Source organism: Thalassobaculum sp. OXR-137 (assembly GCF_034377285.1).
Lineage (GTDB): Bacteria > Pseudomonadota > Alphaproteobacteria > Thalassobaculales > Thalassobaculaceae > Thalassobaculum.
This window is the reverse complement of record NZ_CP139715.1, coordinates 1,443,905-1,470,232: the sequence shown is the minus strand read 5'-3', so window position 1 is coordinate 1,470,232 and position 26,328 is coordinate 1,443,905. Positions and strand designations below refer to the sequence as shown.

The window sequence follows — 26,328 nt, the reverse complement described above, 5'->3', positions numbered from 1 at the left end:
TCATCCCTCCTGATCGGGTGAACCAGTGGCAGCGCGGGTCGATGCGGGGGCTACATCGCCCCCTTGGGATATACGGCCCCGGCGCGGCGGCTTTTCGACATCAACCTCCGGCAGCCCCTCCTTCCGAGCCTTGACGAAGGCACGGTCGCTGTCGAGGAAGGCTTCGAGCATGAAGGGGATCAGATCGGCGATTTTTTCCGACGCACCGTAGGTGGCGGCATAAAGCTTCTGATAGTCGCAGAGCGCCTGATTGAGATCTGCGCTCACCGTGATGGTGATTTTCGCCGGTGTGCGGTCGGGGAGTTTGGCGAGTTTCAGATTGGTCATGATCGATCCTTTCTGCCCTTGTAGGGCCGCAATACGATGTCCCTTTGGACGACAATGCGCAGCGGCCAGCCGGGGCGGATGGTGATGGTGGGCTGGATATTGAGGTTCTTTTCGGTGAGGCGCTGGCCGGCTTGGGCGGTGTTCTGCTGGGTCGATTCACGGATGGCGCGGAGAAGATCGCTTTCGCCCTCGCCGAAGGTCAGTTCCGTGCCGACGCCGAGCAATGTCGCCATGGCGATGCCCTTGACGAACTGCCAGGTGTGATAGTCCACTTCATCTTCAAGGCCCGCGTAACCAGCGGCGTCGGTAGCGGGGAGATTGTCGATCTGGATCGATGATCCGTCCGGCAGGATGATCCGCTGCCAGACGAGCAGCGCACGGGATTGGCCGAAGGCGACGACGCTGTCATAGGTGCCGATTAGCCGGGAACCTTGCGGGATGAGCAATGTCTGGCCCGTCACGGTGTCGTAGAGATTTTCGGTGACCTGCGCCACGACAAGGCCCGGCAGGTCGGAATTGATCCCGGTGATCAGGCTGGCGGCAATCACGCTGCCCGCCATGACCTGATGCGGTGAGGCCGGGGTTTGCAGGGCATGCGGATTATAGATGCCGCCGGTGTCCTGCTGGTTCAGGAAATCGAGCTTGCGCTGCTGATTATTCTGGTCGCGCTCGGGATCGAGTGTCAGGCGGTCGGTGTCAGGTGAAACGGTTGCCGCCGCCATTTGCGTCGGTTGCGGCGTGGCCGTGGGTGCACTCCGCTGATGCCGATTTTCGATGCGGAAGAAAACACCAGATTCCTTGGCCTGAATGGCCTGCTGGGCGAGGCGCTGCTCGGCGGCGGATAATTCCGCCCCTCCCGGCGCGATGCCAAGTTGGCGCTGGCGTTCGAGGATGGGACGGCCAAGATCGCCGGGCAGCGGCGGCCCCAGTTCAGGTGTTGATGGCTGGATCTGCGAATAATCCCCCGGCAGCGCGGCAAGACCGTCGGGCGTCGGTTTCTTGTCGGTGTTGTAAAGCTCCTCGGCGGGCTGGCCCGTTCGGAAGGATGGCGCTTGCAGCGCCAGCATGGTGACACCAAGAATCCCGGCGGATGCGATAGCTGCGCCGCCGATCACCACGCCCTTCTTGAAGCGCACCAGTTTGCGTCCCGGCGCAGCGCGGAGATCGAGCTTTTCATCCTGTTTTGTTGTCATTTTTGCCCCTCCGCGCTGCCAAAGAGGCTGGTCCGCCGGGGCGTCCCGTCGGTGCGCGTGATGCGCACGACCTGTTGCGGCGTGGCACCCAGCCGCAACTCGGCGGCGGCGAAGAGGCGATCGACGATGTAGTAATTACCGCGCATACGGTAGTTGACGAGTTCGCTGCCGCCGTCCGTGCCCACCACAAACAGCGGCGGGGCCTCGCCTTGATCAATGCGGCGCGGAAACTCGATATAGACCTTGTGGCCGTCATCGAAGGCGCGCACCGGCTTCCAGGGCGGGTTGTCTCCGGTGATAGCGTAGCGGAAGCGGATGTTTTCCAGCGCCAGGTTGGACGCAACCGGCAACGCCGCCTCGGCCACCGCGTTCTGGCGACGCAATGTGGTCAGTTGATCGGACGCATAGGTCCAGGAGATCGCCGCCATCGCCGTTTTCTCGGTGCTGTCCAGTTGCAAATGATAAGAACGCCGGTCAGTGGTGATGACCAGATTGGTGGTGAGGCCCGGCGCGAAGGGTTTGACCAGCACATGGGTGCGCTGATTGTCGCCAGTGCCGCTCAGCGTATCGCCGATCACCCAGCGCACCGTGTCGCCGGCAGACACCGAGGTCAGCTTTTCGCCCGGCTGAAGCGCGATGTCGCTGACCCGTTCCGGCGCAGCATAGAGACGGTAGAGTGCGCCTTCCGCATAGGGATAGACTTGGATGGCGTTGATATAGCCGTGCTTTGTCGGCTCCTGCGTCGCCGCCTTGTTGGCGTCCTCGACGCGCGTGGTCGGCGGGCGTTTATCTTCCTCGACCTTGCCCGGTTCCGGCATGAGTTGGCCGGGCAGCGGCAGCACTTTCGGCACCTCGACGATCTGCACCGGCTTCAATGGTGCTTTCTCGATTGCCGCCGGTTTGAAGTCATCGGCATCATAGGAAATTGTCGGCGGCAATTGCCGTGTGGCGCAGGCCGATAAGGCCAACGCTGATACGGATATTAAAGCCAAGTGTTTCATTTTGCGGGTTCCTTTGGATTGGGGGTGTCAAGCTCGCGCGACCAGTCGATGGCACTGACGAACAGGCCGAGCGGGTTTTTGCGCAATTGCTCGGCGGAACGCGGCGGCTGGATGATGGTGGTCAGGATCGCGGTCCAGCGCTCGGTCTTGGCGAGGCTGCCGCGCTCGAACACCTGCTCGGTCCATTTGACCTGGAAGGAGGTATCGGAGGCCCGCACCACGCTGGTCACCTGCACCGAGACGCTGCGCGTGCCGATCTGACCGAAGGGATCATTGGCCTTGGCGTACTCGTTCAAAAACAGCGCCGCGCGGTCGGTAGCAAAGTCATATGCCGCCAGCCAGTTTTGCCGCACCAGCACCGGATCGGTGGAAACGCCGCGCACATGGGTGACAAACCGGGCGAGGTGCCAGGCGATCTGGGCATCGGCGGGCTGATAATTCTGAATGGCGGGCGCAACAGCGCGGGCTTCGCCGAATTTATCAACCTCGACGACATAGGGCACAACGCGGCTTTGCATCGATTGCCAGACCAGCGCGCCGGAGAGCGCTGCCGACAAAGCAAAACAGCCGAAGGCCATGAGCCGCCAGTTGCGCGCCTGAACGCGGGATGTGCCGATACGCTCGTCCCAGAGCTGCTCGGCTTTTTGGTAAGGGGTAACAGTTTCGGGTGTTTGCCCGTATCGCTGTATGGGTCGTCTAAACATGGATCATTCGTCCTTTTCGTTGATGGTGGGATTGGCCCCTTGGCCGGGGCGGTCACCGTCCTTAATCGCCTGGCCCACCGCATGACGGCTGGCGCGGGCGCTCTGTTCGGAGCGGATGCGTTTTGCCCAATCAGGAGCGGAGTTGGTGGCAGTGCTAACGGATGCACCCTCACTCATCGCGGCGGTTGGTGCGCCGCCGGTGGCCGTCCAAGCTTTATTGCGGCCAGTATTGGCACTTTGTTTAAGCGAACCTGCCGCACGGCCAGCAGCAGAACGCGCGCCTTGTGTGGCGGCTCCGCCAGTAGCACGAGCAACACCGCCCATGCCCGCCGCGGCCCCTGCCATCCCTGAAGCACCAGATGTAGCGCGGCCCAATTGGAATGCAGTCGACGCCGCCGAACCTAGCGCCGTTCCGGCCCGAATGGCGGCAAGCCCACCACCGGCCACCATTCCTGCACCGGCAATAGCGGCACTTCCGGCAAGAACCGCCGCCCCTGCGGCAGCACCCGCTGTGCCAAGGGCAGCCCCTGCCCCAAGCTGCGGTGCGCCAGACACAAGACCCGAGGCGATGCCGGGGCCGAATATGCCGAGGCCCAGAAGGGCCAGCGCCCCCAGCACCTGCGACATGGCGGCGGCAAGATCGGGTTCCTGGCCCTGAAGGCCGGTCGTAAAGGTGGAAAACAGCGTCGAGCCGATGCCGGCGATAACCGCCAGCACCATCACCTTGATGCCGCTTGAGATGACATTGCCAAGCACGCGCTCGGCCAAGAAGGCGGTCTTGTTCCACAGCGCGAAGGGCACGAGCACGAAGCCCGCGAGCGTCGTTAGCTTGAATTCCAATACGGTGATGAAAAGCTGGATCGCCAGAATGAAGAAGGCGATGAGGACCAGAAACCAAGCCAGCAACAGCACAAAGACGGTGAGCGCGTTGCCGAAGATTTCCGGGAAGCCGACGAGATTGCTCACCTGTTCGAGCAGCGGATAGGCAGCCTCATAGCCGGTTGCCGCGATCTTGCCGGGTTTGAGCAGGTCATCGGCGGTCATGCCGCCGGGTGCGGCCTGAATGCCAAGGCCGGAGAATGAGCGGTAAATAATGTCGGCGAGGTTCTGGAAGTTGTTCAAGATGTAGGCGAAGACGCCGACATAGAGCACCTTCTTCAAAAGCCGCCCGATGATATTGTCTTCGCCGCCCAAAGCCCAGAACAGGCCCGCCAGCGTGATATCGATGCCGATCAGGATAGAAGTCAGGAAGGCGACATCACCCGACAGCAACCCGAAGCCAGAATCGATATACTGGCTGAAGGTCTCCATGAAACGATCGATGATGCCTAAATCATTCATGACGCCGCCTTTCCCGGATCAATAGGCTTTGCCGGAACCGAGGAAGCGCTTGGTCGTCTCGCGCGCAGTTTCTTCTCCTTGAGCCTTACGGGCGGCGTCCTCGGCTTGCGAGCGGTAATGCGCCGCCATCAGTGTCTGGATTTGCATCTGCTGCTTGGCGCTGAGCGCGATGAGCTGGTTGGCGGCCTGCTGGGCCTGCAATGCGCCTGCCGCGCCCTGGCTCTGGTTGACGAGATCGGTGAGCAGCCCCTGATCGGCCTGCACATTCTCGACGATCTGCGATTGCACGCGCATGGTCTGGCGGTAGGCGTTCATGCTGTTCTGCCAACGCTCGCGCGCCGCCGTCGCCATATCGCTGACGGTGATGGAAGCGTCGTAGCTGTCGGGATATTGCTGCCGCCACTGGCCTTCGAGCTGCGTCAGGTCGAAACTGAGGCCCTCGGCCTGCATCATCAGCCCGTCGATGCGATTGAGCGCGCCCTGCATCTGGCCAAGCGAGGAAAAATCCAGCCGCTGGAGATTCTTCGCCATGTTCTGCAACATGGTCGCCTGGTTCTGGAGTTGCTGAATCTGATTGTTGATCTGCTCCAATGTGCGCGCGGCGGTGAGCATATTCTGCGTATAGTTCGTAGCATCGAAGACCGGCCAAGCGGCATGAGCCCTCTGCGGCATGGTGATGGCCAAAGGAACGGCCAAGGAGAAGGAAAGGGAAGCGGCGATGAGCGCCGCAAAGGATGCGCGTTTCATGATGGTTCTCCGTGTTGAGGAAATTGCGTGATGAGGTCGGCGGCCCAATCGAGACCGCGCGCGGAAAGGAACCGGGCGGCGAAATCGTCCGGCCCGTGTTCGGCCAGGATGGCGTCGATGAGAGTTTGTGCTGCGGGATCGGATGCGCCGGACAGCGTCAAGGCGATGGGGCCAAGCCCCAGTTCGAACAACCGGTTGCCACGCCGCGATTGCAGGTAATAATGGCGCTTCGGGGTGGCGCGGGCGATCAGTTCGATCTGGCGTTCATTGATGCCAAAGCGTTCATAGGCGGCGCGCGCCTGCGGCTCGACCGCCCGGTCATTGGGCAAAAAGATGCGTTGCGGGCAGCTTTCGATGATGGCCGGCGCAATCGAGGAATCCGCGATGTCCGCAAGCGACTGGGTGGCAAAAATCACCGAGACATTCTTCTTGCGCAGCACTTTTAGCCATTCGCGAATGCGGGCGGCGAAAAGCGGATTGTCGAGAAACACCCAGGCTTCATCGAGGATCAGCAGCGTCGGCCGCCCGTCAAACCGTTCTTCGAGGCGATGGAACAGATAGGTCAGCACCGGCAGCACGACACCTGCCTGGTGCATCAGTTCCTCGGTCTCGAAGCACTGCACGTCCGACAGCGCCAGCCGGTCATCGGCGGCATCGAGAAGACGCCCGAAGGGACCGTCGAGCGTATAAGGTTGCAACGCCGCCTTGATCGGGTTGGATTGCAGCAGCACCGACAAGCCAGTGAGCGTGCGTTCCGCTTCTGGTGCGCTGGCAAGGTTGGTCAAGGCCGACCAGACGGCTTCCTTCACCTCTGGCGTGACAGTGAGTTTCTCATGCGTCAGCAATGCGACGATCCATTCCGCCGCCCAGCTTCGGGTGGCGGGATTGTCAATATCCTTAAGCGGCTGAAAGGCGAGCGAACCATCCGCCCCCAGCGCATGATGTTCGCCGCCCATGGCGAGGGTGGCGGCACGGGCAGAATTGCCCTTGTCGAAGATGTAAACCTGCGATCCGGCATAGCGCCGGAACTGCATGGCGATCAGCGACAGCAGCACCGACTTGCCGGCGCCGGTCGGACCGACCATGAGCATATGGCCGACATCGCCGACATGGGTGGAGAGGCGGAACGGGGTGGAACCGCTGGTCTCCGCGTAAAACAAAGGCGGCGCATCAAGATGGGCATTACGCATCGGCCCGGCCCAGACCGCCGACAGCGGCATCAGATGGGCTAGGTTCAGCGTGTGAACCAGCGGCTGGCGGACATTGGCGTAGACATGACCGGGTAGACTGCCGAGCCAGGCTTCCACCGCATTGACGCTCTCGCGAATGCAGGTGAAGCCGAGACCATTAATAATGCGCTCGACAGCGCGGGCTTTTTCCTCTGCGCCTTGGGCATCCTCATCGAACACCGTGATGGTGGTGGTGAGATAGCCGAAACCGACATGGTCACCGCCCAGCGCCTGGAGCGCCGCATCGGCATCGAGCGCCTTGTTATCGGCGTCGCTATCGACCAATGGCGCCGCCTCGTTGGTCAGCACCTCACGTAAGACTGCGGTGATCGACTTGCGCTTGGCGAACCATTGCCGGCGCAGGCGGGTCAAGACCTTGGTCGCAGCGGTTTTGTCGAGCGGGATAAACCGCGTCACCCAGCGATAGGCGAAATCCTGATGGTTGAGCGCGTCGAGAATGCCGGGGCGGGTGGTGTTCGGGAAACCAAGGATGGTCAGCGTGCGCAGATGCTTCTCGCCCAGCATCGGTTCCAGCCCGCCGGTGAGCGGCGTGTCCACCAGAACGCCGTCGAGATACATCAGCGTTTCGGGAACATTGACGGGATGGCGCTTTGTTGAAATCGTCCCATGCAGGAAGGTCAGGGTCTCAGTATCATCGAGCGCGCGGATCTCGGGCAGGAAACCGCTGAGCAGGTCCAACACCCGCTCGGTCTCTTCCCCAAACCGGGCCAGTTCCTGCCGCCAGTTCCGAATGCCGCCGGCCCCTTCCCCCTTCCGGTCGCGCTCCAGAAGGGCATTTTCTGTGCGCGCCTGCGCGTCCGGCGGCGGCATATATAAAAGTGTGAGGTGATAGCGGCTCTCGAAATGCTGGCCCTGACGACCCTCTTCGAACGCGGCGCGGCGTTCTTCATCAACCAGCCATGAGGCGGCGTCACGAAATTCCGATGACGGATAATGTTGCGCCTCAAGGCGTTCGGCGTCGAAAAACAGCGCCCAGCCAGAACCGAGACGCTTCAGAGCGTTATTGGCGCGGGCGCAGAGACCGACCAGTTCGGCTTCGGTAGCGCTTTCCAAGTCTGGACCGCGAAAACGGAAGGTGCGCTGGAAGCTGCCGTCTTTGTTGAGGACAACACCCTGAGCGATCAATGCCACCCAGGGCAGCAGATCGGCAAGCCGGTCGGCCTTATTGCGATATTCGCCAATGTTCAGCATCGCCACCACCCCCGTTGACGCAGGTGACGGGCGAGCACGGCCATGAAATCCGGATCGCGCTTGGCGGCGAACACGGCGAGCGTATGCCCGGCGACAAACATCACCAGCCCGGCGATCCATTGCTGGAGGCCGAGGCCGATGGCGGCGGCGAGCGTGCCATTCAAGATGGCGACCGCACGCGGCGCGCCGCCGAGCAAGATCGGCTCGGTCAGCGCGCGATGGACAGGGACTTCAAATCCCTCAATGGAGCGTTGCGCGGCCATCAGAGGAGCGCCCCACCGCCGAAGGAGAAGAACGACAAGAAGAACGAACTGGCCGCAAAGGCGATTGAGAGACCGAAGACGATCTGAATCAGCCGCCGGAACCCGCCCGAACTTTCGCCAAAGGCCAGTGTCAGGCCGGTGAGGATGATGATGATCACCGCGACGATCTTGGCGACCGGGCCTTGCACCGATTCCAATATCCGTTGCAGCGGCTCTTCCCACGGCATGCCTGAACCGGCCGCATAGGCCGGGGCCGTAAACGCAAACGCGATGGCGGAAGAGAGAAGAAATCGAAGCTTCTTGCGCATGAGGTGTCCTTTCGAGAGGTCAGAGGGATTGCAGTTGTGGGAGGGAAAGCGGTGTGACGGCGTAGTCGCCTTGGCTGTCGAGACCCGTCACTTCGGCGATGGTCTCGATGCGGCGATCACTGCCGCGCCCGGCGATAAACACCACCATGTCGATGGCATCAGCGATCAGCCGACGTGGAACGATGGTGACGCTTTCCTGCACGAGCTGTTCGATGCGGTAGAGCGCCGAGCGGGCGGAATTGGCGTGCACCGTGGCGATGCCGCCGGGATGGCCGGTGTTCCAGGCTTTGAGCATGTCGAGCGCCTCCGCGCCGCGCACTTCGCCGACGATAATGCGGTCTGGCCTGAGCCGCAGGGTCGAGCGCACCAGGTCACCCATCGACACCGCGCCCGCGCGGGTTCTGAGCGCCACGCAATCCTTCGCCGCACATTGCAGCTCGCGCGTATCCTCGATCAGGATCACCCGCTCGTCGCAATCAGCGATTTCGGCAAGCAGCGCGTTGGTCAGCGTCGTCTTGCCGCTAGACGTGCCACCGGCAACCAGAATGTTCTTCCGCTCCCGAACGGCCTTGCGCAAAGCCTCGGCCTGGATCGGCACCATGATCCGGTCGCGGACATAATCAGCGATGGTCAAAATCTTGGTCGCTGGTTTGCGGATGGCAAAACATGGCCCCAATGCTACCGGCGGCAACAGCCCCTCGAACCGTTCACCAGACGGCAGTTCCGCACTGACGATGGGATTATCTGCATGCACCTCGGCGCGCACATGGCTTGCAACCAGCCGAATGATCCGTTCGGTCTCGGACGGATGGATGCGCACGCCGATATTGCCGCGGCCTGCGCCGAGCCGGTCGATCCACAGCTTGCCATCGGGATTGACCATCACCTCGATGACGGTGGGATCGCCAAGCGCTTGCGCGATCACCGGCCCCATGGCGGTTTTCAGCATGGCGCGGCGGCGCTCTTCGAATGTGTCGCTCATTCGGAATCCTCCTCGGTGTTTTTGAGAGAGCGCTTGCCGCCCGCGATCTGGCGGCCAACCTGCTCGATGAATTTCTGGAAACGGTCGCGCGCCACCGCCTGCGCCGACGCATCAGGCACGGGGGTATGCGCGTTGAAGGTGAGATAGAGCTTGACGAAAAAAGCGAGGCTCTCGGTCAGCACATCGAGGTCGCGGCGAATGAGACCCATGTCGCGCGTCACCCGATCGAGACGGATTTTCAGCGCCTCGTCGATCTGATGCGCGCCGCGATGGCGGATGTAATGACGGATGGCATCCGAGACGATAGCCGACTTCGATGCGCCAGGCTTTGCCGCCAGCGCCTCCAATTCGGCGCTGGTCTCTTCGTCGATGTAAATATTGTGGCGCGGTTTCATGTATTCTTGTCCTGACAAATAGAAAGTCAGAACAAGGATCGTCTAAGCCGCTGAAATCTCTTATATCCGTTATGTACGACGACGCACGATCACTTGCGGAATCTTCCTCAAAACCCGTCGAGCAGATCCCTGTCCGGCCCCATCGCTTCGTTGACGCCATAGGCGCGCGCGGGTGTGGCGGCGCGCTCCATCATGTTCTTATCGGCAGTGCTGTCGGGATCATCATCCAAGAGGTTCGGCAATTCGCCCTGCTCGGGTTCGGCGGTTTTAACAATTTCCTCGCCCAGCCCCGGATGGCGCTGTTGCTGCATCCCGCCTTCGTCAGTGGAAGTCGATTTTGCATCATCTTGGGCGGCAAGCCGCGTGTCAGCCTTGCGCACTTGCTTGCCCCAATCATCTGGCCGCGTTTCAGGCTTGTCAGCATAATCGCTTGTCGCCAGCGCCGGCGCAGGCAGCACCCGCTCGGTGAAATTCTCATCCTCGTAATATCTGAGTTTATTCGCGCGGATCGGCGCAAGGCCGGAGATCAGCACCAACTCATCCGTCGGCGGAAGCTGCATGACCTCACCAGGGGTCAGCAAGGGCCGCGCTGTTTCCTGGCGGCTGACCATGACATGGCTGAGCCAAGGCGCCAGCCGGTGACCGGCATAATTGCGCATCGCGCGCAGTTCGGTGGCCGTGCCGAGCGCATCGGAAATCCGCTTGGCGGTACGCTCGTCATTGCTGCTGAAAGCAATCCGCACATGGCAGTTATCGAGGATGGCGTTATTCTCGCCATAGGCTTTGGAAATCTGGTTCAGACTCTGCGCGATGAGATAAGCGCGGATGCCGTACCCGGCCATGAAGGCCAAGGCCGTCTCGAAGAAATCCAGCCGTCCCAAAGCGGGGAACTCATCCAGCATCATCAAAAGCTGGTGCTTGCGCGACTTCTTGGGGTCGCCCTCCAGCCGCTCGGTCAGCCGCCGCCCGATCTGATTGAGGATCAACCGCACCAGCGGTTTGGTGCGTGAAATATCCGAAGGCGGCACCACCAGATAGAGCGAGACGGGATGTTTGGCATCCATCAGATCGGCGATGCGCCAGTCACAGGCCGCGGTCGCCGCCGCCACGGTCGGATCGCGATACAGCCCAAGGAACGACATGGCAGTGGACAAGACACCTGAACGCTCATTCTCGGATTTGTTCAGCACCTCGCGCGCGGCGGAGGCCACCACCGGATGCACCTCCGGGTTTTCCGCCGTCCCCAGATGATTGGTTTCCATCATCCGCCTCAGCGTTGCTGGAAAAGACCGTGTCGGGTCAGAAAGAAAAGTCGCCACGCGGGCCAGCGTCTTTTCTTCCTCGGCATAAAGCACATGCAGGATCGCCCCGACCAGCAGCGCATGGCTGGTCTTCTCCCAATGGTTCCGGCGTTCGAGCGCCCCTTCGGGATCGACAAGGATATCGGCGATATTCTGGACGTCGCGGACCTCGTCCGCTCCCTTGCGCACTTCCAAGAGCGGATTGTAACGGGCGGAATGTAGGTCGGTCGGGTTGAACAGCAGGCAATGGGAAAACTTGGTGCGCCAACCGGCGGTCAACTGCCAGTTCTCGCCCTTGATGTCGTGGATCACCGCCGATCCGGTCCACGACAAAAGCGTCGGCACAACGAGCCCCACGCCTTTGCCGGAGCGCGTCGGCGCGAAAGCCATGACATGCTCCGGCCCGTCATGACGCAGGTATTTTTCCTGAAACTGACCAATGAACACGCCTGCGGACCGAAACAGCCCGGCCTTCCTCATCTCCCCCTTCAAGGCCCAGCGCGAAGAACCATATGTCGTCACCAGCCGACTCTGCCGCGCCCGCCACAGCGAACCGACCACCGCCGCCGCGCAACCCATGAAACCACTGCCCGCCGCCAACATACCCGCCTTGTCGAACACCTCGGGCGCATAGGCTTCGTAGAAATACCACCATTGAAACAGCTTCCAGGGCTCATAAACCGGCCAGCCGAACAGCACGAACCACGGGTTGCCCAACTGCGCTTGATAGCCCAGCATGTCCGCGCACCACTGCGTCGCCGCCCACACGCCCAGAATGACGATGGCGAACACAACAGTGATCTGGCCGATCAGGAGTTTGGTGGGGGTCATGGCGATGGCTCCGTTCTTCGATAAGACAAACGGAGCAAGTATCGCGTGCATGGCCGAAATCTGTTATAACCCTTATGTACGACGAAATGAGATCATGTCTCTCATTCACAACGATTAAATGAGGGCATACTCGGAATGTACATTTCAGAAATAGTAATTCGTAATTTTCGCCAGTTCGGAGATAATGATTCGGCGCTCAACATTGCATTTAGTAGCGGCGTGACGGCACTGGTCGGTCGGAATGACAGCGGGAAATCGACTATCATTGATGCGATCAGATATGCGTTGCTCACCCGTGACCAAGAATTTATCCGTGTCCAATCTGAGGACTTTCATCTCGATAAAACCGGCAAGCAAGCCACCGACATCTTCATCCGCTGCAAGCTGAGCGGGCTCGACGACGACGAGAAAGGTGCCTTCGCAGAATATCTTTCCTATGAAGGCGCCCAAGTCTCCCTCTTGGTCAACTGGACTGCCAAGAGGCTGAACGAGACCCCGGGTGCTCGTCGATGGGTCGATGTGTCGGTGCGCAGCGGCATTGACGGTGCAGGGCCTCCTATAGAGGCATCAGTTCGTGAATTGCTATCAAGCGCTTATCTACGGCCGCTTCGCGATGCCGAACGTGAGATGTCGCCGGGGCGCGGGTCCCGTCTTTCGCAAATTCTCGCCAATTTTCCTGAAATCGGGCAAGGAGACCCCTTCGATGCGGAGGCATTGCCTGCGGATGCCACTGCCGTCAGCCGGTTGAGCCTCTTGGGACTGTCCGATTACCTGCGTCACAACGTAAAGAAGCACGAAGGGGTCGGCAGCGCCGAGGAAGCGATTAACAAGCAGTATCTCTCCTCGCTTTCGCTCACAGGAGACAGCCTTCGCGGCAAGATTGACATTACAGAAGGCGGGACGGACAAAACACGTCTTCGTCAAATCCTGGAGCGATTGGAACTCGGCCTCCTCGAAGCAACCACTGGGAACCCACGAGGGCGTTACGGACTCGGTTCAAACAACTTACTTTACATGGCCTGCGAACTGCTGCTCCTCGGACGGGAGCCAGAAGGACTTCCGCTACTTTTGATCGAAGAACCGGAAGCTCACCTGCATCCCCAACGTCAGCTTCGGCTGATGGAGTTCCTGACAAAGGCTGCAGCGGTCAAGGTCAAAGACACGAAACGTCCCGTCCAGGTCATCCTCTCAACCCATAGCCCAAACCTGGCGTCAAAGATTCCGCTACAAAACATTATACTTCTGGATGGCAGGCGCACCTTCCCACTTGCCCGGGGCCATACTAGGCTCGAAGAAGGCGACTATCGATTCCTGGAGCGCTTCCTCGACGTTACCAAGGCCAACCTGTTCTTTGCCCACGCTGTCATCGTCGCTGAAGGCGACGCCGAGACCATTCTACTGCCCGTTCTCGCAAGGTTGTTGGGCACCGATCTGACCGAACACGGTGTTTCCATCGTCAATGTCGGTGGCAGGGGACTCAGGCGGTTCAGCAGCATCTTTCAGCGCCGGACGGACGCACCTCCGAAACTGTCTGTTCCCGTCGCCTGCATAGCGGACATGGACGTGATGCCAGATTGCGCCCCAACCATCCTCGGGTTGGTTGCTGGTGACGATGATGAGAAGTGGTCCAGTTCGAAGCGCCGATGGAAAGCGCTCCGCGACTTCGGTGGGAATGGCAAGACCCAGGAACAAGCGCTGGAAGAGTGGCGCGCTCGCCTGCGGTCCGCTGACGGCCAATCGGTGAAGACCTTTGTCGCCGACCATTGGACATTGGAATACGATCTCGCGTTCTGCGGCTTTGCGGAGGACGTCTACGTCGCTGCTTCCCTCGCAATAAACGACGACCCGCTCAACGAGGAGAAGAAACAACGCGCCGATGTCGAAGCTGCTGCACGAACTGCCTTCAAGCCGATTGAAACCGATGCCAATGGGGACCGTGCGGCGCTGTGCACGCGGATCTACCGGCTCTTCCATTCTGGCGGCGCATCTAAGGCCATCGCGGCGCAGTATCTTGCGGAAGCCTTTGCCAAGGCGGGAGAGGTCGCGGAGTTCGACAAAGCTGCATTTGCCGCCAAGTTACCACGCTATATTGTCGACGCAATCACGCACGTGAAGAGTCCATCGTCGACGCTTGCACCGCCGGGTCCTCAAGAGGAAACCGGCAATGCCTGATGTATCTCCGCTCGTCCCGGAGATCACGGACGAGGACATCGAATGGGTCTGCCACTTGATGGGGCTGGACACCCCCGATGAGCCGCGACGGGCATTTCTAACTGCCCGCAACACGCTCGACGTGTCCGCCTGTCCGGGGAGTGGCAAGACAACGCTCGTCGTAGCAAAGCTCGCCATCCTGGCGCGGAAGTGGCCCCATCGGACCAAAGGCATCTGCGTCCTCTCTCACACCAACGTGGCGCGCGAGGAAATTCAGCGGCGGCTCGGCAGCACCGTTGTCGGCCAGCGCTTGCTCGGCTACCCACACTTCATCGACACCATTCATGGTTTTGTGAACCGTTTTCTAGCGCTGCCGTGGCTCAGCTCAAACGGATATCCGTCACCGACTATCGACAATGACGTGACAACAGCCTATCGGCGCGGTGTGCTCACCACGGCTGACTATTGGACGGTACAGAATTTTCTTTCACAGAAGTACAGCGGCTTCGACCGCTTGCGCATTTGCGCCCGCGACCTGAGCTTCGATCTCGGCGGAAAGGCGTTTCCTGCCAACCCGGATGCGAAAAGCTTCAAGCTGGCGAAGCAGGCCATCGAGACCGCAGCCCAGGCGGGGTATTTCTGCTACGATGAGATGTTCATTTGGGCACGCTCCCTTCTGGAAGACACTCCCGATGTTGCGTCTTGGCTGAGGCGCCGGTTTCCGCTCGTTCTTCTCGACGAGATGCAGGACACGTTCGAACTCCAGGGTGCCATGCTGCATGCGGTTTTTCCACGAGAATCCGCTGACATCGTTGTGCAGCGCGTCGGTGATCCCAATCAGGCCATCTTCGATAATGCTGAAGCTGATCCGGACAAGAGTGACCCATTTCCAGACCCCAATCCTGCACGTAAGCTGAGCATCCCGAACAGCTATCGGTTCGGGTCAAAGGTTGCGGTGCTCGCTTCGCCATTCGCCACGACGCCGGTCGGTGCCATCGGGCTCTGCGGCATCGGTCCAAAAGCAATTCCCGGTGCGCCAATCGCATGCGGGCATGCCATCTTCGTCTTTCCCGACAACAGCACTGCAGGTGTGCTCGATGCCTACGGCAAGCATGTCCTGACGATGTTTACCGACGGCGCGTTGACGGAGGGGGCAGTCACTGCGGTGGGAGCGGTTCATCAGGATGCGTCGGATGTTGCGCCAGGACACGCGCATTTTCCGAAATCCGTGCCACACTACTGGAGCGGTTACACTGCGGAAATCTGCCGGAAGGAGCCCCATCCAAGATCCCTTGTTCAATACGTTCGGGCGGCACAAGCTGTTGTACGCGACAATCGTGACCTTGCGCCAGGTGTCGAGAAGATCGCATCAGGTCTTATCCGCCTCGTCGGTCACGTCGGAGATGCTGGACAGCTCAAGCGTAGGGCGCGGACACACCGTGCGATCATTGACGCGCTGGCAACAGATGCGGCGGCACTTGCTGCCTACCGCCAGTTAGTCAAAGCGCTTCTCATCGACTGGATGCCATTGACCCAACCGAACTGGGGAGTGGTGCGGGACGACATCCTCGCTATTAGCCGCGCCCTCTGCGACGGGGCGATCATCGAGGCCAACGCAGATGGCTTTCTCGCGTGGTCGGCAGATGACCCGTCTTTGCATCTTGGTGCCCCAGCTTCACCGAGTGACGCCGGCCCGAATGTTTATCGGGTTGCCGACGCTACCAGACATGTAGACATCCGGCTCGGGTCAATCCATTCGGTTAAAGGCCAAACCCATTTGGCGACGATGATCCTCAGCACCTATTGGCATGATCATTCGTCACAGCGGATGCTGCCTTGGCTCCTCGGCGCAAAGGTTAACGTAGACGGTGCCGGCATCCGAGACCAAAAACGGCTCTTGCAAACCTATGTCGCGATGACGCGACCAAGTCATTTGGTCTGCTTTGCGATACCGCGTTCGGTTTTCGGCGATGACCAAGCGCGCGCAGATTCTGTCGCAAAATTACAGGGAAGAGGCTGGCAGGTTGTGGAGATGTGACGACGAGATGGCATAGCGCGCTCTGTTCGTGGCGCATGAGGGATTTTTTCCGGCATAACGGCCCCAGCCAACTAGAATAGGATATGCCGCTGAAAAGATGCTGCCTGAGAACGCACATTGACGCTTCAGTTGATCTGCCATTCTGGAACGCCAGATCCTGAGAGATCATGAACTGTCACCTCCGGACAAACCTGGCGCGCAATCTCACAAAGATGCTGGTGGTGCGTGAGATAGATGACCTGTCCCGTCGCCGCCATTTCCGCGAATAGGCGGAAGGCTTCTTCGGCACGGAAATCATCGAAGGTTTCCATAATGTCGTCGGCGATAAAGGGAACGGCGTTTCTGGTTTTGGCGAACTCGAAATAACCTGCGACACGCAGGGCGAGATAGAGCTGAAAGCGCGTTCCCCTGGACATTTCCGTCGCCAGTTTGGAACTCTTGTCTGAGCCGATGGCGACCAGAACCTCGCTGTCCTTATCCGGCTGTGTCGTCAGGCTGATATAGCGGCCCCGGCTAATCGTACGTAGGGCCTCGGAAGCACGCGCCATCATGGAACTGCGGTGCTGCTCCCGGTAGAGGCGCAACGCCTGTTCGGTCGCAATGGTACCGGCACGCAGTCGCATGTAACGCCGCACGCCTTCCTCTATTTCCAGCAGGACCGTGCACCGCTGTTCCTCGATTTCGGCGACTTTGGCGTCACCGCCAATGGCCTCGATCTGCTTTTCAGCATCTCTGTAGGCAGCGTAAGAATCGCGCCACTCCTCCTCTTTGACCCCGGCCTGCGTCGTAATCTCAGCGAGTTCTGTTTCCAGCGCGGCTTGATCCAGACGATCGAGGGCAGATTCCGCTGCCTCAAAACTGGTAAGCCGCAACGCATCGAGGATCTCTTGCATCTCCTCCGCAGCTTGCCCGCTCAAATCCTCTCTAATGGCGATCCGATCGAGTGTTGCAGATACCTCGGCAAGCGTAGACACCCCGAAATACTCGGTCATTTCCTGCTTACGGCGATCAAGGGCTAGCTTGTCAGCCGTCAACTTCCGCGCTGTGGCCTGAGCTGTTTCAAGGCGCGGCGTCTCCTTGGCCTTCTCGGTACGGTCGGCTTCGGCCTTGCGAATGCGCTCATCAATTTCCCGGACCAAGTCCATGACGGCGGTGGCCTCCGGCGCAGCAATAACCAGTTCACTCGCCAAGGCTGTCACCGCATCCCGAAACGCGGCCTGATCTTCCTCCATTTTGGCAATACGATCGGCAAATGTCGTCTTTTCCTTCAGGGCGGATGCCAATTCGGCGATCACCGTGAGAATGCTCCGCACTTCGGCAATTACCGATGCTGCGCCACGCTCGCCCAGCCAACAGCTCGCACAGATTTGCTTCCAGTCGGTATCCCACGCAAGTATTTCAGATTCGGCTCGCTCAAACGCGCGTTCGCGGGTGCTGACATCGCGCCCACGCTCTTCCCACGCTGTGCGCAGACGTTTCAATTCCGCCTCATGATCGAGTGCAGTCTGGGCCATTGCCGCAAGGGCTGCTTCCTCGGCGTCGGGTGCGAAGGACAGTTTCAAGGCACTCAGCGCAGCAGTGAGACGCTCCCTGATGGCATCGGCATCATTCTGCGCTGCCTGTAAATCCCGTGTCGCCGTTCGTAGCTCTCCCCTTGCCTCCAGCGCCTTTTCCCGACAGATCAGCCAAGCCTCAAGATGCTGCAATGTCCAATCGGGCGGCAAGTTAGGCGAAAGGGCACTGATCGCTTCCGCAATTTGGCCCATTAACTCTTGGGCATCTGCCAGCGCCTTGGCATGTAGTTCCTCGGCACGGGCGAGGTCAGACTGTACAAGCTTGAGCGCCTTGGCCGTTTCATGAAGCTGGGCCAGTTCCTTCACATGGCCGAAGCGCCGGGCCACAATCCCATCATCACGATGCAACGCATCCTCAAATCGTTCGGCGGAACTGGCATCGAGGCGGTTTCGATGTTCCGCCCATGCGTGATCACGTTCCGCCCTGATCTGCGCCGCGTCCTGGTCGGTGACAATCCCGGTCACGCTGCTCACGGCGTCCTGCTCCGCTGTCAGGCGCGCTTCTTCAGTCCTCAGCCGCTCAATTTCTCCGGATCGCTGATCAATCCGCTTCTCAATGGCGTGCCCAGTCGTCTTCCAGCGCTGGAGAGCGTCCGCGCCAGGAACGGACATGGCAACCAGTTGGTCAGCTTCCCCTCGCCAGGGTGTCAGGGTGGCCAGACAGTCATCAAGCTTCGCCTGAGCATCTTGGCTCGCACGTTCCGCAAGACGTTGCCTGGCGGCATGATCACTCGCCCGCAACGCAGCAAGCGCCTCTTTGAGCGTCGTGACGTACGTTTCGTTCCCCGTACTCCCTGTTTGAGCGCCATCGCCTAACTTGGCTGTGGCCTCATTTAAGCGCTCCTTCGCCTCGAACAATTCTTCGCGCGCCGTGCTCAACTTCGCATCAATGCCTGAATGGGATTCGATCAGTTCACGCAGGCGTGCCACTGTCGATGCCGGCAGGATAAGGCGCGCCGGATTTGTCTCTCCCCCCTGTTCAACCTGATGCAGGTGAAGGGAAATGGCGGTATCGAGATCCCGCAATTTTTGGCGACGATCAGGCAGATCCTTTTCGGCCGTCATATGCCGCGCCCTGAGCGGCGCGATATCTTCCAACTTATCCGTCAGACGCAATGCTGCGTCATCAACGGTGATGGCCTCCAGAGCAGTTTCCAGACGCTTGACCTCGTCCGCATTCGACTGGGATTGCGTCACAAGCTTAATCTCTTGTTCGTGCAAAGCAGGCAGTTCTTCGGCCCAGCCCATCGGCGCATCGGGAATTGCTTCGAGCGGCGATATCTGCTCTCGAAGGGAACGTAATTTTGCAAGGCGGGGGCGCGCGTTCAGCAGACGCTGAATTTCATCCTTGCGCACCTGAAGTTTGCTGCGGCTCCTACTCGTTTCGTCATACAGGGCTTTTGTGCGCTTGACTGTCTCCGCCAGTTCGGCATGTTTCGATGCCTGCGTATCGAATTGGTCTTTTTCCTGTTTCAACTGGTCCAACTCATTCTTTAAGTCGTGCAGTTGCCCGCTACGCGCGTGGAACTTGTAAAACCCATCGGCTTCCGAATGAAACTCTTCGATCTTGCGGCTGAGGTCAGCGAGACCGCTGCTTCCAGAGAACAGGAGTTGCCCGAGTTCTCCTTTGGCTTTCAGGATGCTTTCGCCACCTTGCTTCAGCGTGTCATCATCGAGCGAGAACATGGTGCGATAGGCTTCGCGGTCGATGCCGCCGAACTCGCCAAGGATTGCGCTTTCGGCGATGGGCTGCTCATGCACATCGAGAAGGCTGTTTTGCTGTTTCTTGATGCGCACGAATTCACGCACACTATCGGAGAACTCCAGCGCGCCACTAATCCGCATCGTCGGGTAGGGATGCTGGAAGCCATACGGACTTCGCATCTCGATCCCATAAAGAAGATCCAGCCAAGCCGCGAACAAGGTGGATTTGCCAGCTTCATTGGGGCCGTAGATGATGTGTAAATCAGGTGTTCCGCCCACGCGCTCGCCGAAATCGACGCTATGGTCCGTGAATATGCCGTAGCGAGTCAGGTCAAGGCGGCTCAATCGCATCAGGTTTGATCACCTTTCTCGCCTGCGTGAAGGCGGGCGATCACATCCTCCATGCCCTCCTGCGCCAGAAGCGCCAAGCTGTCTTTGAACGATTCTTCGTCAGAGCCGAATATGTCGCGGCATTCCCCCGGCAGTTTCCTCCGTAATTCATCGGCCATGGTGACCAGTTCCGCTCGGAACGCATCCGAGCCAATGACACCGTCTGTAATCAGCCCCCGCAGTTCCAGGAGTGGATCAGACGATCCTTCATTGGCGGCGCTTGGCGTCTGGCAGGATGTCTCCAGCTTCTCAACCCAGCAGCCGCCGATGACCGAAGCTCGGTCCTGAGCCTCCGCTGTGAGAAGATCAATGTCCCGTCGGATGCGCCAAGCAAGCGGCGTTTCGCCCGTGAAATGCAGCCGCGCCACCAAATGCTCGGAAGCAATCCCGTGCCGGGCTTGTTCCAAAGAGCGGCCAATGAGAGCGGCAAGTTTTCCCCAATCTTCAACCCCTGTTGCATCGACTTCGGCGCGTTCGAACTGCGCCAAGCTGGTGAACCGTTCTTCGATCTGAAGCGTCCGATCATCCTGAATGGTCACCAGTGTTACGGATTTGCCCCCGGACTCGCCCATATCCCGCCCCTGCGGTATGCCCGGCATGACAACCGTGCATGGACCTTCCTCGACCATCCGCTTGTGTACATGGCCGAGCGCCCAATAGTGAAAGCCCGTTCCTTTCAGATCGGCGAGGCTGCATGGGGCATATGGGTCGTGTCCTGGTGCGCCTGCCAAACTGGTGTGCATGAGGCCGATGTTCACCGCATCACCGACCGCCGGTTTGTATTTACCAACCAGGCTTTCGGGGGCATGCGGTTGGGTAAAGCTCAGGCCATGAATCACAACAGGGAAGGTCCCCGCTTCCCGCTCCACGGATACAGCCTCAGCCCGGCCGCCGAAGACCTTCACGGAATCAGGGAAAACCAGCTCCTTGGTTATGCGGGACGAGGCATCGTGATTGCCACGGATGATGAATGCCTGGATGCCTGCCTCGGAAAGCCGCCGGAGTTGCTCGGCCAGAAAACGTGCCGTCTTCATGGACGTCTGATCGCCGTCATAGAGATCGCCAGCCAGAAGAAGGGCGTCTACCCGCTCTTCAAGGCACAGATCAATGATGCGCACAAAAGCGCGCCGCGTGGCGTTGCCGATCAGCGAGGCCAACTCGGGGTCGCGTAAGGCGAGTGAGCGCAACGGCGAATCGAGATGCACATCCGCCGAATGGATGAAGCGATATGCGGCGATAACCCCCTCCAGTATAAAAAAGATTTTTATAATACGAATACAGGAACCGACACGAAAGTTCCAGAATTCTATTTACCGTCGCGTGCATATTTCGAAACGCACTCATGAAATCCCCAGCCCTTTCTGCCTCCCGATGGTCCAGGAGATGCTGTCGGCGCGCATGATGCCTGAGACGTGTTGACCGATATGGCGATCGAGGACGGGGCGCCAGGGGACGAGGGTAAACTCGCGGGATTTTTCGATGACGGCGTATTTGCCGCTGGCGAGTTCGAGCGAGCGGCGTAACGTGCCTTCGACTTGGTCGCCGGGACGGGTTTCGGCATAGGCGAGGCCGAGTTGTTCGGAGAGTTGTCCGGCAACGCGGGTTAGTTCACGGCGGCGCAGGGTGGTGAGCATGTTGGCGCGGTAGATCGTGCTGCCCTGCTCTTCGCGCGCCAGACCTTCCGCGATCAGCCATTGACGACGGCGGGACTGGGCCTCACGCAGGTCGCGGCCAAAGCCGGAATCGCGGGTGGTTTCCGGCTGGCTGGAGACGAGTTCGCGGTCGAGCCATGTTGCGCCGTCTGAACCGATCTGCTGATCAAGGGTGAGGTGCGATAGCTTTTCCACGATGACCGGCGCGGCCTTGGCCCGCCCGCGTTCGTAATCGGCCACGCGGTCAAGATGGTCGGGCGCGATGATCCACGTGCCGTTCGGCTCGCGTTCGATGCTATCCGTGGCGCGGCGGATCGCTTCCAGTCGCCGGACATGGGTTTCGGCAAAATTCTCGGTGGCGCGGGGATCGTGTTTCAGGTGAATGTCGATATTGTAGCGCCCGCCGTTGGCTGCCGCGATTTCGGCGATGGTGCGATCCACCTTGCGCGGCTCTATGCTTTTGGACGCAACGCGGATGATATTGCCTTCGGGCGTCGGCTCGGTCGCCTCACCTTTGCCGATGTCGATATAATGGGCGCGGCCATCCACACCATCGACGATCAGATAATGCCGGTCGTTGATCTCGTCCGACAGGCCACGCTTCATCACGCGACCGGTGACGGATTTGGTATGCGGATCGGCGGGATCATGGATGACGTAATCGGCGGGGCTGCGGGCGATATCCTTGCCCGCCATCTCGCGATGCAGGGTCTTGATGATGTCGCCGCGTTCGCCCATGCGGCGCAGCGTATCCTCCAGCCCCTCTTCCAATCGCCACCCACCGGGGCGAAGTTCTTCGGCGAGGCCAAGGCGTGCCAGCTTCTTCAATCGACCCGCCCGCAATGTCTGCTGGAAAGCGTTGCGGTCAATAGCGGAAACGATGCCGTTCTCGTCCATTTCGCGCATGAGGCGGCGGTCGATGCTGGTCAACCGCTCCTGTTCGACTTCATGGCGCAGCCGGTTCTCGATCTCGCGATCCGTGCGCGGGCCAAGATCGAGGCTGACGATTTCGGCGGCGCGCTCGCGCATGCCGGTGGTGATATAGTCGCGGGCGATGATCAGATCGTGACCATGATCATCCTTGCCGCGCAGCATGATATGCGTGTGCGGATGGCCGGTGTTGAAGTGATCGACCGCCGCCCAGTCGAGCTTCGTGCCGAGATCTTCTTCCATACGCGCCATCAAGCGGCGGGTGAGCGGCTTCAGGTCTTCATAATCCGCGCCATCCTCAGGTGCGACGATGAAACGGAACTGGTGGCGGTCACCGTCAGCCCGATCGAGGAACGACTTGCCATCGGCTTCATTCTCCAGCGCATTGTAAAGCTGGCCCGGCTCGCCGTCGCGGGTGACGCCGTCGCGCTGGATATAACGCAGATGCGCCCGCGCGCCGTTCATGCCCTTGCCGGCCAGCCTGACGATGCGCGATTTGATGATGACCCGGCGCTGACGGAATGCGGCATGACGGTCACGACTGGCGAGCACGCGGCCAACCCCCGCACCACGCCCGATACGGCTGCCGCTGAAGCCCGACTTGCCTGCACTGCCACCCGCAAGGTTCGAGGCAGCTAAAACCTGGTGCAGAAACTTGCGCCCGCTTTTGGAGCCGCGCGAGCGGATTTTGCCGAGCTTTGGTTTGAAGTCGTCATCATCCGACATGGGCGCATTCTCCCTGGTCTAGGGATTGGTGCCAAAGAACATCAGGAATATCAGGGTGTTGCCGATAGGCAGGCACCATGGCAGCGCGCTTGGCACTATCCGCCATCCTGAAAAAACGATGTGCAGACAAAGGCTTACCACCCACGATGCGCGGGGGTAGTGCCGGAGCTTTATCTTGCCTTACGCAGCATTCTTCATCCTCCCTGCGACCATCCGCGATCACCTGCGACCGATCCTCCATCGAGACGGAAATCCCGGCAGCGGCAAGGCCGCGCCGCCAGGCAAAAATCACGCTGAAAACCGCAATGAAAGTCGACATTTTCATCTCATTTCTCGTTCTGTTTTTGGGTGGAAAGCGGCACGAAAAGTTCATCATTTCGTGCGGGATTTTCGCTGTTTTCGCCCGTTGAAATCGGAAAAAACAGCCGCGTATCGAAGGCGATTTTCGGTGAATTTTGTGCGGGCGATGGGCTGGGTTTTGCATTTGTGACGGTGGTTTCTGGCACGTCCGTGAGCGCCTTTTCGATGCCGGCGACATAGGCGCGGGTCTCGGCAGGAAGCGGCTTTTTGGTGCGCAAATGCTCCGCATAACGCCCCGGCCCGGCATTGTACGCGGCGAAGAGACCGGGGGTGCCGAAGCGCTCATACATGGCTTTGAGATAGGCCGTTCCTGCGAGAATATTGGTGCGCGGATGGTAAGCGTCAGCGCCCAAACCATGCTGCTCGCGCAGCTCCTCCCAGGTGCCGGGCATGAGCTGCATCAGGCCCATCGCGCCCTTGGGCGAGATGGCGCGCGGGTCGCCAGCACTCTCGGCCATGATGACGGCGCGGATCCAGTTTTCGGGAACGCCGAAACGCTGTGACGCTTCTTTTATCTGCGCCTGAAACTGGTCGAGAGATGCGGCATAGGCGGGCGCGATGATGGCGGCGGCGGCGATGATGAGAGGCGTTATTCGGTCCATAGCGGTGCGAGCCTCCCGATGATCTGGGCGCGCGGGACCGGCCCGAAATAGCGGCTGTCGAAGGAATCGGCAGGCTTAAGGAGCAGGAAAATCTCATCCGCTTCGAGTGCGCGGCACTCGTTCCAGCGCGGCATGGGGCGGCCTTTGCGGTCGACTTCAAGCCGGGGCGCGGCGATCTCGCCGTTGATGATGATCGCGCCGTCAAAGACGCAAACATCATCGCCGCCCATGGCCGCAATGCGCTTGATCAGCGGCACGCCAGCGGGCAGATAGCGGCGCTCGGCGGCCAGTTTGGCGATGGATTTCGAGGGCTGGACCAGTACTAGGTCTCCACGCTCCGGCGCACCGGATGTGACTCGATAGAGGCCAATTGGCGCACTGGCCGAGGCGTTCCAGACCAACAGAGGCGCGCGGGTAATGGCGGAAATTCCTATCAGCACGACGCCGGAAAGGGCGGCGGCAAGGGGAAGGATGGCGGCTTTTTTCATCACCGCGCCCCGTCCGACGTGGATGATTGCCGCCGCCCTTCCGACCAGGCGTCGAGGTCAGCAATGTGGTAGCGCACATAGCGGCCATGCTTGCGAAAGCGCGGGCCATTGCCGGTGAGGCGCATCTTCTCAAGGGTGCGATAGGAGAGGCTGAGGTAATGCGCGGCCTCTCTCGTGGTGAGAAACGGGCTGCCCTTTTTTGCCGCGCTCGCCCGTGATTGATCGTCTTGCATCGTTAGCTCCTTTCGGCGTGAATGGGCTAAGGATGGCGAGCAAGGGCGCGTCGCGGGACGCTCGAAAAACGGGGGGTATCGAAATCGAGCCCCCTCTTTCGTCGCCCTTTTCGCTCACGCGAAAGCGGCGGCGCGCGACACGGCTTCCGTAGAAGAAAACGCGCGGAAAGAAGGGGCGCTACGCCCCTTCCGCTTCCTTCATCGCATCGAGTTGGGCCTGTAATTCGGCGATCTTGGCGCGGTTCCATGCGCGCTCATCTGCGGGCAAGCCCCCGCGCAATTCGATGTCCAAAAGTTCGATCCAGATGGCGATATCGATGCGTGACATGGTGAAAATCTCCTGATGATTGAGCCGTTCTCCCGTCGAGAACGCGCCCAGCGGTCATCCGGATAGCGGGGGTCAAGGCCGCGAAGCGCCGCCGAAGGCGGGGCGTGGGGGAGCCGAAATGCGAGAGCATTTTGGGGGTACCGCGCAGGCTTGAGGCTCGCGTTGCGCCGGGTGGCATACTGAAGAAATCGAGACGGAAAGCCCGTTGCCGCAGGCAACTCCGCATCAATTCCGGCGGTTCAATGCGCGCGAAAGCATGAGGAAAAGCCCCGCCGTGCGATACCCGGCGGGGCTCTGATGAGGTGGGATTCTAGCGGTCGCGCGGCTCCCAGAGGGCGATATGGGTGGTGCCGTCTTCACCGGGTTGTTCCAGCTTGACTAGGCGGGCGCGCACCCAGTTGGGGCCAAATTCCGGCGCGCCGATCTTGAGATTGAGGTAGGTCTCGCCGCTGGTTTTGGCGACCTGCGACCAGCCTGCGCCGACTTCGTAGCGGTTGCCGTTGCCGGCATAGACGCGATGATCGGGGGCGTTTTCGCTCATCTTGTCCACCGGGACGATGACGAGGCTGGCGGTGACGTTGAGGGTTTTGAGCGTGCCGGTGAAGCTGCCGTCCGCGGATTTGGTGAAACCGCCAAGGGTGATAGCCATGATAAGTCTCCTATGCTGTTAATCGCGGGACCATCCCTGCGATGTCACCAGCGAAAAGACCGCAAAGGCGGGCGGTTCACCTGTAAGGGCGAAGCAAAGCGGAGCACCCGCCGGGCGGGGAAATTTGGAGCGAAGCGAGCGCGAGGAATGCGGCAAGGCCGCAGGGGAAATTTTTCCGACCGAAGGGTTGAACGGTCCGGCGCGGGATTTAAGCGACAAAGACATGCAGGGATTGGTCCTCGATGAATGGCGGGACAGGGAGACGAATGGCCTCATCGCCCGCAACTTTCACCGCTGCATCTGACGGCTTCACCGGTCACTCGAACACCCGTCACCGCCCGCCGGATCGGCGTTCTTCCGTGCAAGGATGAGCCTCAAAACGCCCCTCCCTCGCCCTAAATGCCAGTGGCGCGATACGGAGAATGAAGCCGGATAGACACAAGCAAAACACGCGGCTAAGACCGCCGCAATCCTCATCCGACGCACCATTTCGGCCCAGATGCGCCGCCCAAGCCCAAGCTGGGCACGCCCGCAAGACGACCGTCATGCTGCCAACGGGACCCACCGCACCACCATTCCCATCCCGGTCACGCCTGATCGCATGAGGAATGGGGCTTTTTATGCGGGAAGCGCCAGCCACCAACCGCCCGCGAATGCGGGTAGAAGCGC

Annotated in this window: 24 protein-coding genes; 3 read left to right on the top strand and 21 right to left on the bottom strand. The window is 60.2% G+C overall.

The genetic code is table 11. The features are described 5' to 3' along the window. From T8K17_RS06925 to T8K17_RS06870, 12 genes are all read right to left on the bottom strand, one after another. Window positions 1-327 carry a DUF2274 domain-containing protein gene (locus tag T8K17_RS06925; RefSeq protein ID WP_322333763.1) on the bottom strand — a complete coding sequence of 109 codons (327 nt, stop codon included), beginning with the start codon at window positions 325-327 and terminating at the stop codon, window positions 1-3. Then, window positions 324-1,520: a TrbI/VirB10 family protein gene (locus T8K17_RS06920; RefSeq protein ID WP_322333762.1), complete on the bottom strand. Its 1,197-nt coding sequence runs from the start codon at window positions 1,518-1,520 to the stop codon at window positions 324-326. Before T8K17_RS06920 ends, T8K17_RS06925 begins: the two co-directional genes overlap by 4 nt. Next, window positions 1,517-2,521, bottom strand: coding sequence for a P-type conjugative transfer protein TrbG (trbG, locus tag T8K17_RS06915; RefSeq protein ID WP_322333761.1), 1,005 nt, complete (start codon window positions 2,519-2,521; stop codon window positions 1,517-1,519). The genes T8K17_RS06920 and trbG overlap by 4 nt, the downstream gene beginning before the upstream one ends. Further along, window positions 2,518-3,225, bottom strand: coding sequence for a conjugal transfer protein TrbF (gene trbF / locus T8K17_RS06910; RefSeq protein WP_322333760.1), 708 nt, complete (start codon window positions 3,223-3,225; stop codon window positions 2,518-2,520). Before trbF ends, trbG begins: the two co-directional genes overlap by 4 nt. A 3-nt stretch (window positions 3,226-3,228) precedes the next feature. After that, entirely contained in the window at window positions 3,229-4,566 is a 1,338-nt protein-coding gene (gene trbL, locus T8K17_RS06905) for a P-type conjugative transfer protein TrbL (protein ID WP_322333759.1), read from the bottom strand. 18 nt (window positions 4,567-4,584) lie between these two features. Next, window positions 4,585-5,313 (bottom strand): P-type conjugative transfer protein TrbJ, encoded by a 729-nt coding sequence (gene trbJ, locus T8K17_RS06900; RefSeq protein WP_322333758.1) that lies wholly within the window; start codon window positions 5,311-5,313, stop codon window positions 4,585-4,587. Continuing rightward, on the bottom strand, window positions 5,310-7,754 hold the full coding sequence (trbE, locus tag T8K17_RS06895; protein WP_322333757.1) for a conjugal transfer protein TrbE: 2,445 nt from the start codon (window positions 7,752-7,754) through the stop codon (window positions 5,310-5,312). The genes trbJ and trbE overlap by 4 nt, the downstream gene beginning before the upstream one ends. Then, window positions 7,748-8,017, bottom strand: coding sequence for a VirB3 family type IV secretion system protein (locus T8K17_RS06890; RefSeq protein ID WP_322333756.1), 270 nt, complete (start codon window positions 8,015-8,017; stop codon window positions 7,748-7,750). The genes trbE and T8K17_RS06890 overlap by 7 nt, the downstream gene beginning before the upstream one ends. Then, on the bottom strand, window positions 8,017-8,325 hold the full coding sequence (locus T8K17_RS06885; RefSeq protein ID WP_322333755.1) for a TrbC/VirB2 family protein: 309 nt from the start codon (window positions 8,323-8,325) through the stop codon (window positions 8,017-8,019). The genes T8K17_RS06890 and T8K17_RS06885 overlap by 1 nt, the downstream gene beginning before the upstream one ends. Window positions 8,326-8,344: 19 nt before the next feature. Then, the gene (gene trbB / locus T8K17_RS06880; protein ID WP_322333754.1) at window positions 8,345-9,307 is read right to left on the bottom strand and encodes a P-type conjugative transfer ATPase TrbB; all 963 of its coding nucleotides are present in this window, start codon (window positions 9,305-9,307) and stop codon (window positions 8,345-8,347) included. Then, the gene (locus T8K17_RS06875; protein ID WP_322333753.1) at window positions 9,304-9,702 is read right to left on the bottom strand and encodes a CopG family transcriptional regulator; all 399 of its coding nucleotides are present in this window, start codon (window positions 9,700-9,702) and stop codon (window positions 9,304-9,306) included. The genes trbB and T8K17_RS06875 overlap by 4 nt, the downstream gene beginning before the upstream one ends. A gap of 107 nt (window positions 9,703-9,809) precedes the next feature. Further along, window positions 9,810-11,834, bottom strand: a complete 2,025-nt coding sequence (locus T8K17_RS06870) for a conjugal transfer protein TraG (RefSeq protein ID WP_322333752.1) — start codon at window positions 11,832-11,834, stop codon at window positions 9,810-9,812. Window positions 11,835-11,969: 135 nt separating this feature from the next. On the opposite strand from T8K17_RS06870, the gene T8K17_RS06865 reads away from it, so the two are divergent. Next, window positions 11,970-14,006, top strand: coding sequence for an ATP-dependent nuclease (locus T8K17_RS06865; RefSeq protein ID WP_322333751.1), 2,037 nt, complete (start codon window positions 11,970-11,972; stop codon window positions 14,004-14,006). Beyond that, window positions 13,999-16,023: a UvrD-helicase domain-containing protein gene (locus tag T8K17_RS06860; protein WP_322333750.1), complete on the top strand. Its 2,025-nt coding sequence runs from the start codon at window positions 13,999-14,001 to the stop codon at window positions 16,021-16,023. Before T8K17_RS06865 ends, T8K17_RS06860 begins: the two co-directional genes overlap by 8 nt. 125 nt (window positions 16,024-16,148) lie before the next feature. On the opposite strand, the gene T8K17_RS06855 is transcribed toward T8K17_RS06860, so the two are convergent. From T8K17_RS06855 to T8K17_RS06815, 9 genes are all read right to left on the bottom strand, one after another. Beyond that, window positions 16,149-19,652, bottom strand: a complete 3,504-nt coding sequence (locus tag T8K17_RS06855; RefSeq protein ID WP_322333749.1) for an AAA family ATPase — start codon at window positions 19,650-19,652, stop codon at window positions 16,149-16,151. Beyond that, window positions 19,652-20,911, bottom strand: a complete 1,260-nt coding sequence (locus tag T8K17_RS06850) for a metallophosphoesterase family protein (RefSeq protein ID WP_416153194.1) — start codon at window positions 20,909-20,911, stop codon at window positions 19,652-19,654. The genes T8K17_RS06855 and T8K17_RS06850 overlap by 1 nt, the downstream gene beginning before the upstream one ends. 120 nt (window positions 20,912-21,031) lie before the next feature. Beyond that, window positions 21,032-22,999, bottom strand: coding sequence for a relaxase/mobilization nuclease RlxS (rlxS, locus tag T8K17_RS06845; protein WP_322333747.1), 1,968 nt, complete (start codon window positions 22,997-22,999; stop codon window positions 21,032-21,034). Further along, window positions 22,989-23,324 carry a hypothetical protein gene (locus T8K17_RS06840; RefSeq protein WP_322333746.1) on the bottom strand — a complete coding sequence of 112 codons (336 nt, stop codon included), beginning with the start codon at window positions 23,322-23,324 and terminating at the stop codon, window positions 22,989-22,991. Before T8K17_RS06840 ends, rlxS begins: the two co-directional genes overlap by 11 nt. A 1-nt stretch (window position 23,325) precedes the next feature. Then, window positions 23,326-23,961, bottom strand: a complete 636-nt coding sequence (locus T8K17_RS06835; protein ID WP_322333745.1) for a lytic transglycosylase domain-containing protein — start codon at window positions 23,959-23,961, stop codon at window positions 23,326-23,328. Further along, the gene (gene traF / locus T8K17_RS06830) at window positions 23,949-24,449 is read right to left on the bottom strand and encodes a conjugative transfer signal peptidase TraF (protein WP_322333744.1); all 501 of its coding nucleotides are present in this window, start codon (window positions 24,447-24,449) and stop codon (window positions 23,949-23,951) included. The genes T8K17_RS06835 and traF overlap by 13 nt, the downstream gene beginning before the upstream one ends. Continuing rightward, on the bottom strand, window positions 24,449-24,682 hold the full coding sequence (locus tag T8K17_RS06825) for a helix-turn-helix domain-containing protein (protein WP_322333743.1): 234 nt from the start codon (window positions 24,680-24,682) through the stop codon (window positions 24,449-24,451). Before T8K17_RS06825 ends, traF begins: the two co-directional genes overlap by 1 nt. Before the next feature lie 178 nt (window positions 24,683-24,860). After that, on the bottom strand, window positions 24,861-25,010 hold the full coding sequence (locus T8K17_RS06820; protein WP_322333742.1) for a hypothetical protein: 150 nt from the start codon (window positions 25,008-25,010) through the stop codon (window positions 24,861-24,863). 310 nt (window positions 25,011-25,320) lie between these two features. Beyond that, complete coding sequence (locus T8K17_RS06815; RefSeq protein ID WP_322333741.1) at window positions 25,321-25,659, bottom strand: DUF736 domain-containing protein; 339 nt, start codon at window positions 25,657-25,659, stop codon at window positions 25,321-25,323. Between the two features lie 124 nt (window positions 25,660-25,783). On the opposite strand from T8K17_RS06815, the gene T8K17_RS06810 reads away from it, so the two are divergent. After that, a complete protein-coding gene (locus tag T8K17_RS06810) occupies window positions 25,784-25,963 on the top strand; it encodes a hypothetical protein (protein WP_322333740.1) in 180 nt (59 codons plus the stop codon). Window positions 25,964-26,328: the final 365 nt, after the last annotated feature.

Bases quoted from the DNA above. Each gene is read 5' to 3' on its own strand.
- trbG (WP_322333761.1), bottom strand. From the start codon at position 2,521: ATGAAACACTTGGCTTTAATATCCGTATCAGCGTTGGCCTTATCGGCC.
- T8K17_RS06885 (WP_322333755.1), bottom strand. From the start codon at position 8,325: ATGCGCAAGAAGCTTCGATTTCTTCTCTCTTCCGCCATCGCGTTTGCG.
- rlxS (WP_322333747.1), bottom strand. From the start codon at position 22,999: ATGTCGGATGATGACGACTTCAAACCAAAGCTCGGCAAAATCCGCTCG.
- T8K17_RS06825 (WP_322333743.1), bottom strand. From the start codon at position 24,682: ATGCAAGACGATCAATCACGGGCGAGCGCGGCAAAAAAGGGCAGCCCG.
- trbJ (WP_322333758.1), bottom strand. From the start codon at position 5,313: ATGAAACGCGCATCCTTTGCGGCGCTCATCGCCGCTTCCCTTTCCTTC.
- T8K17_RS06840 (WP_322333746.1), bottom strand. From the start codon at position 23,324: ATGAAAATGTCGACTTTCATTGCGGTTTTCAGCGTGATTTTTGCCTGG.
- trbF (WP_322333760.1), bottom strand. From the start codon at position 3,225: ATGTTTAGACGACCCATACAGCGATACGGGCAAACACCCGAAACTGTT.
- T8K17_RS06920 (WP_322333762.1), bottom strand. From the start codon at position 1,520: ATGACAACAAAACAGGATGAAAAGCTCGATCTCCGCGCTGCGCCGGGA.
- T8K17_RS06855 (WP_322333749.1), bottom strand. From the start codon at position 19,652: ATGCGATTGAGCCGCCTTGACCTGACTCGCTACGGCATATTCACGGAC.
- trbL (WP_322333759.1), bottom strand. From the start codon at position 4,566: ATGAATGATTTAGGCATCATCGATCGTTTCATGGAGACCTTCAGCCAG.
- T8K17_RS06860 (WP_322333750.1), top strand. From the start codon at position 13,999: ATGCCTGATGTATCTCCGCTCGTCCCGGAGATCACGGACGAGGACATC.
- T8K17_RS06875 (WP_322333753.1), bottom strand. From the start codon at position 9,702: ATGAAACCGCGCCACAATATTTACATCGACGAAGAGACCAGCGCCGAA.
- T8K17_RS06865 (WP_322333751.1), top strand. From the start codon at position 11,970: ATGTACATTTCAGAAATAGTAATTCGTAATTTTCGCCAGTTCGGAGAT.
- T8K17_RS06815 (WP_322333741.1), bottom strand. From the start codon at position 25,659: ATGGCTATCACCCTTGGCGGTTTCACCAAATCCGCGGACGGCAGCTTC.
- trbB (WP_322333754.1), bottom strand. From the start codon at position 9,307: ATGAGCGACACATTCGAAGAGCGCCGCCGCGCCATGCTGAAAACCGCC.
- T8K17_RS06820 (WP_322333742.1), bottom strand. From the start codon at position 25,010: ATGTCACGCATCGATATCGCCATCTGGATCGAACTTTTGGACATCGAA.
- T8K17_RS06925 (WP_322333763.1), bottom strand. From the start codon at position 327: ATGACCAATCTGAAACTCGCCAAACTCCCCGACCGCACACCGGCGAAA.
- T8K17_RS06835 (WP_322333745.1), bottom strand. From the start codon at position 23,961: ATGGACCGAATAACGCCTCTCATCATCGCCGCCGCCGCCATCATCGCG.
- traF (WP_322333744.1), bottom strand. From the start codon at position 24,449: ATGAAAAAAGCCGCCATCCTTCCCCTTGCCGCCGCCCTTTCCGGCGTC.
- trbE (WP_322333757.1), bottom strand. From the start codon at position 7,754: ATGCTGAACATTGGCGAATATCGCAATAAGGCCGACCGGCTTGCCGAT.
- T8K17_RS06870 (WP_322333752.1), bottom strand. From the start codon at position 11,834: ATGACCCCCACCAAACTCCTGATCGGCCAGATCACTGTTGTGTTCGCC.
- T8K17_RS06890 (WP_322333756.1), bottom strand. From the start codon at position 8,017: ATGGCCGCGCAACGCTCCATTGAGGGATTTGAAGTCCCTGTCCATCGC.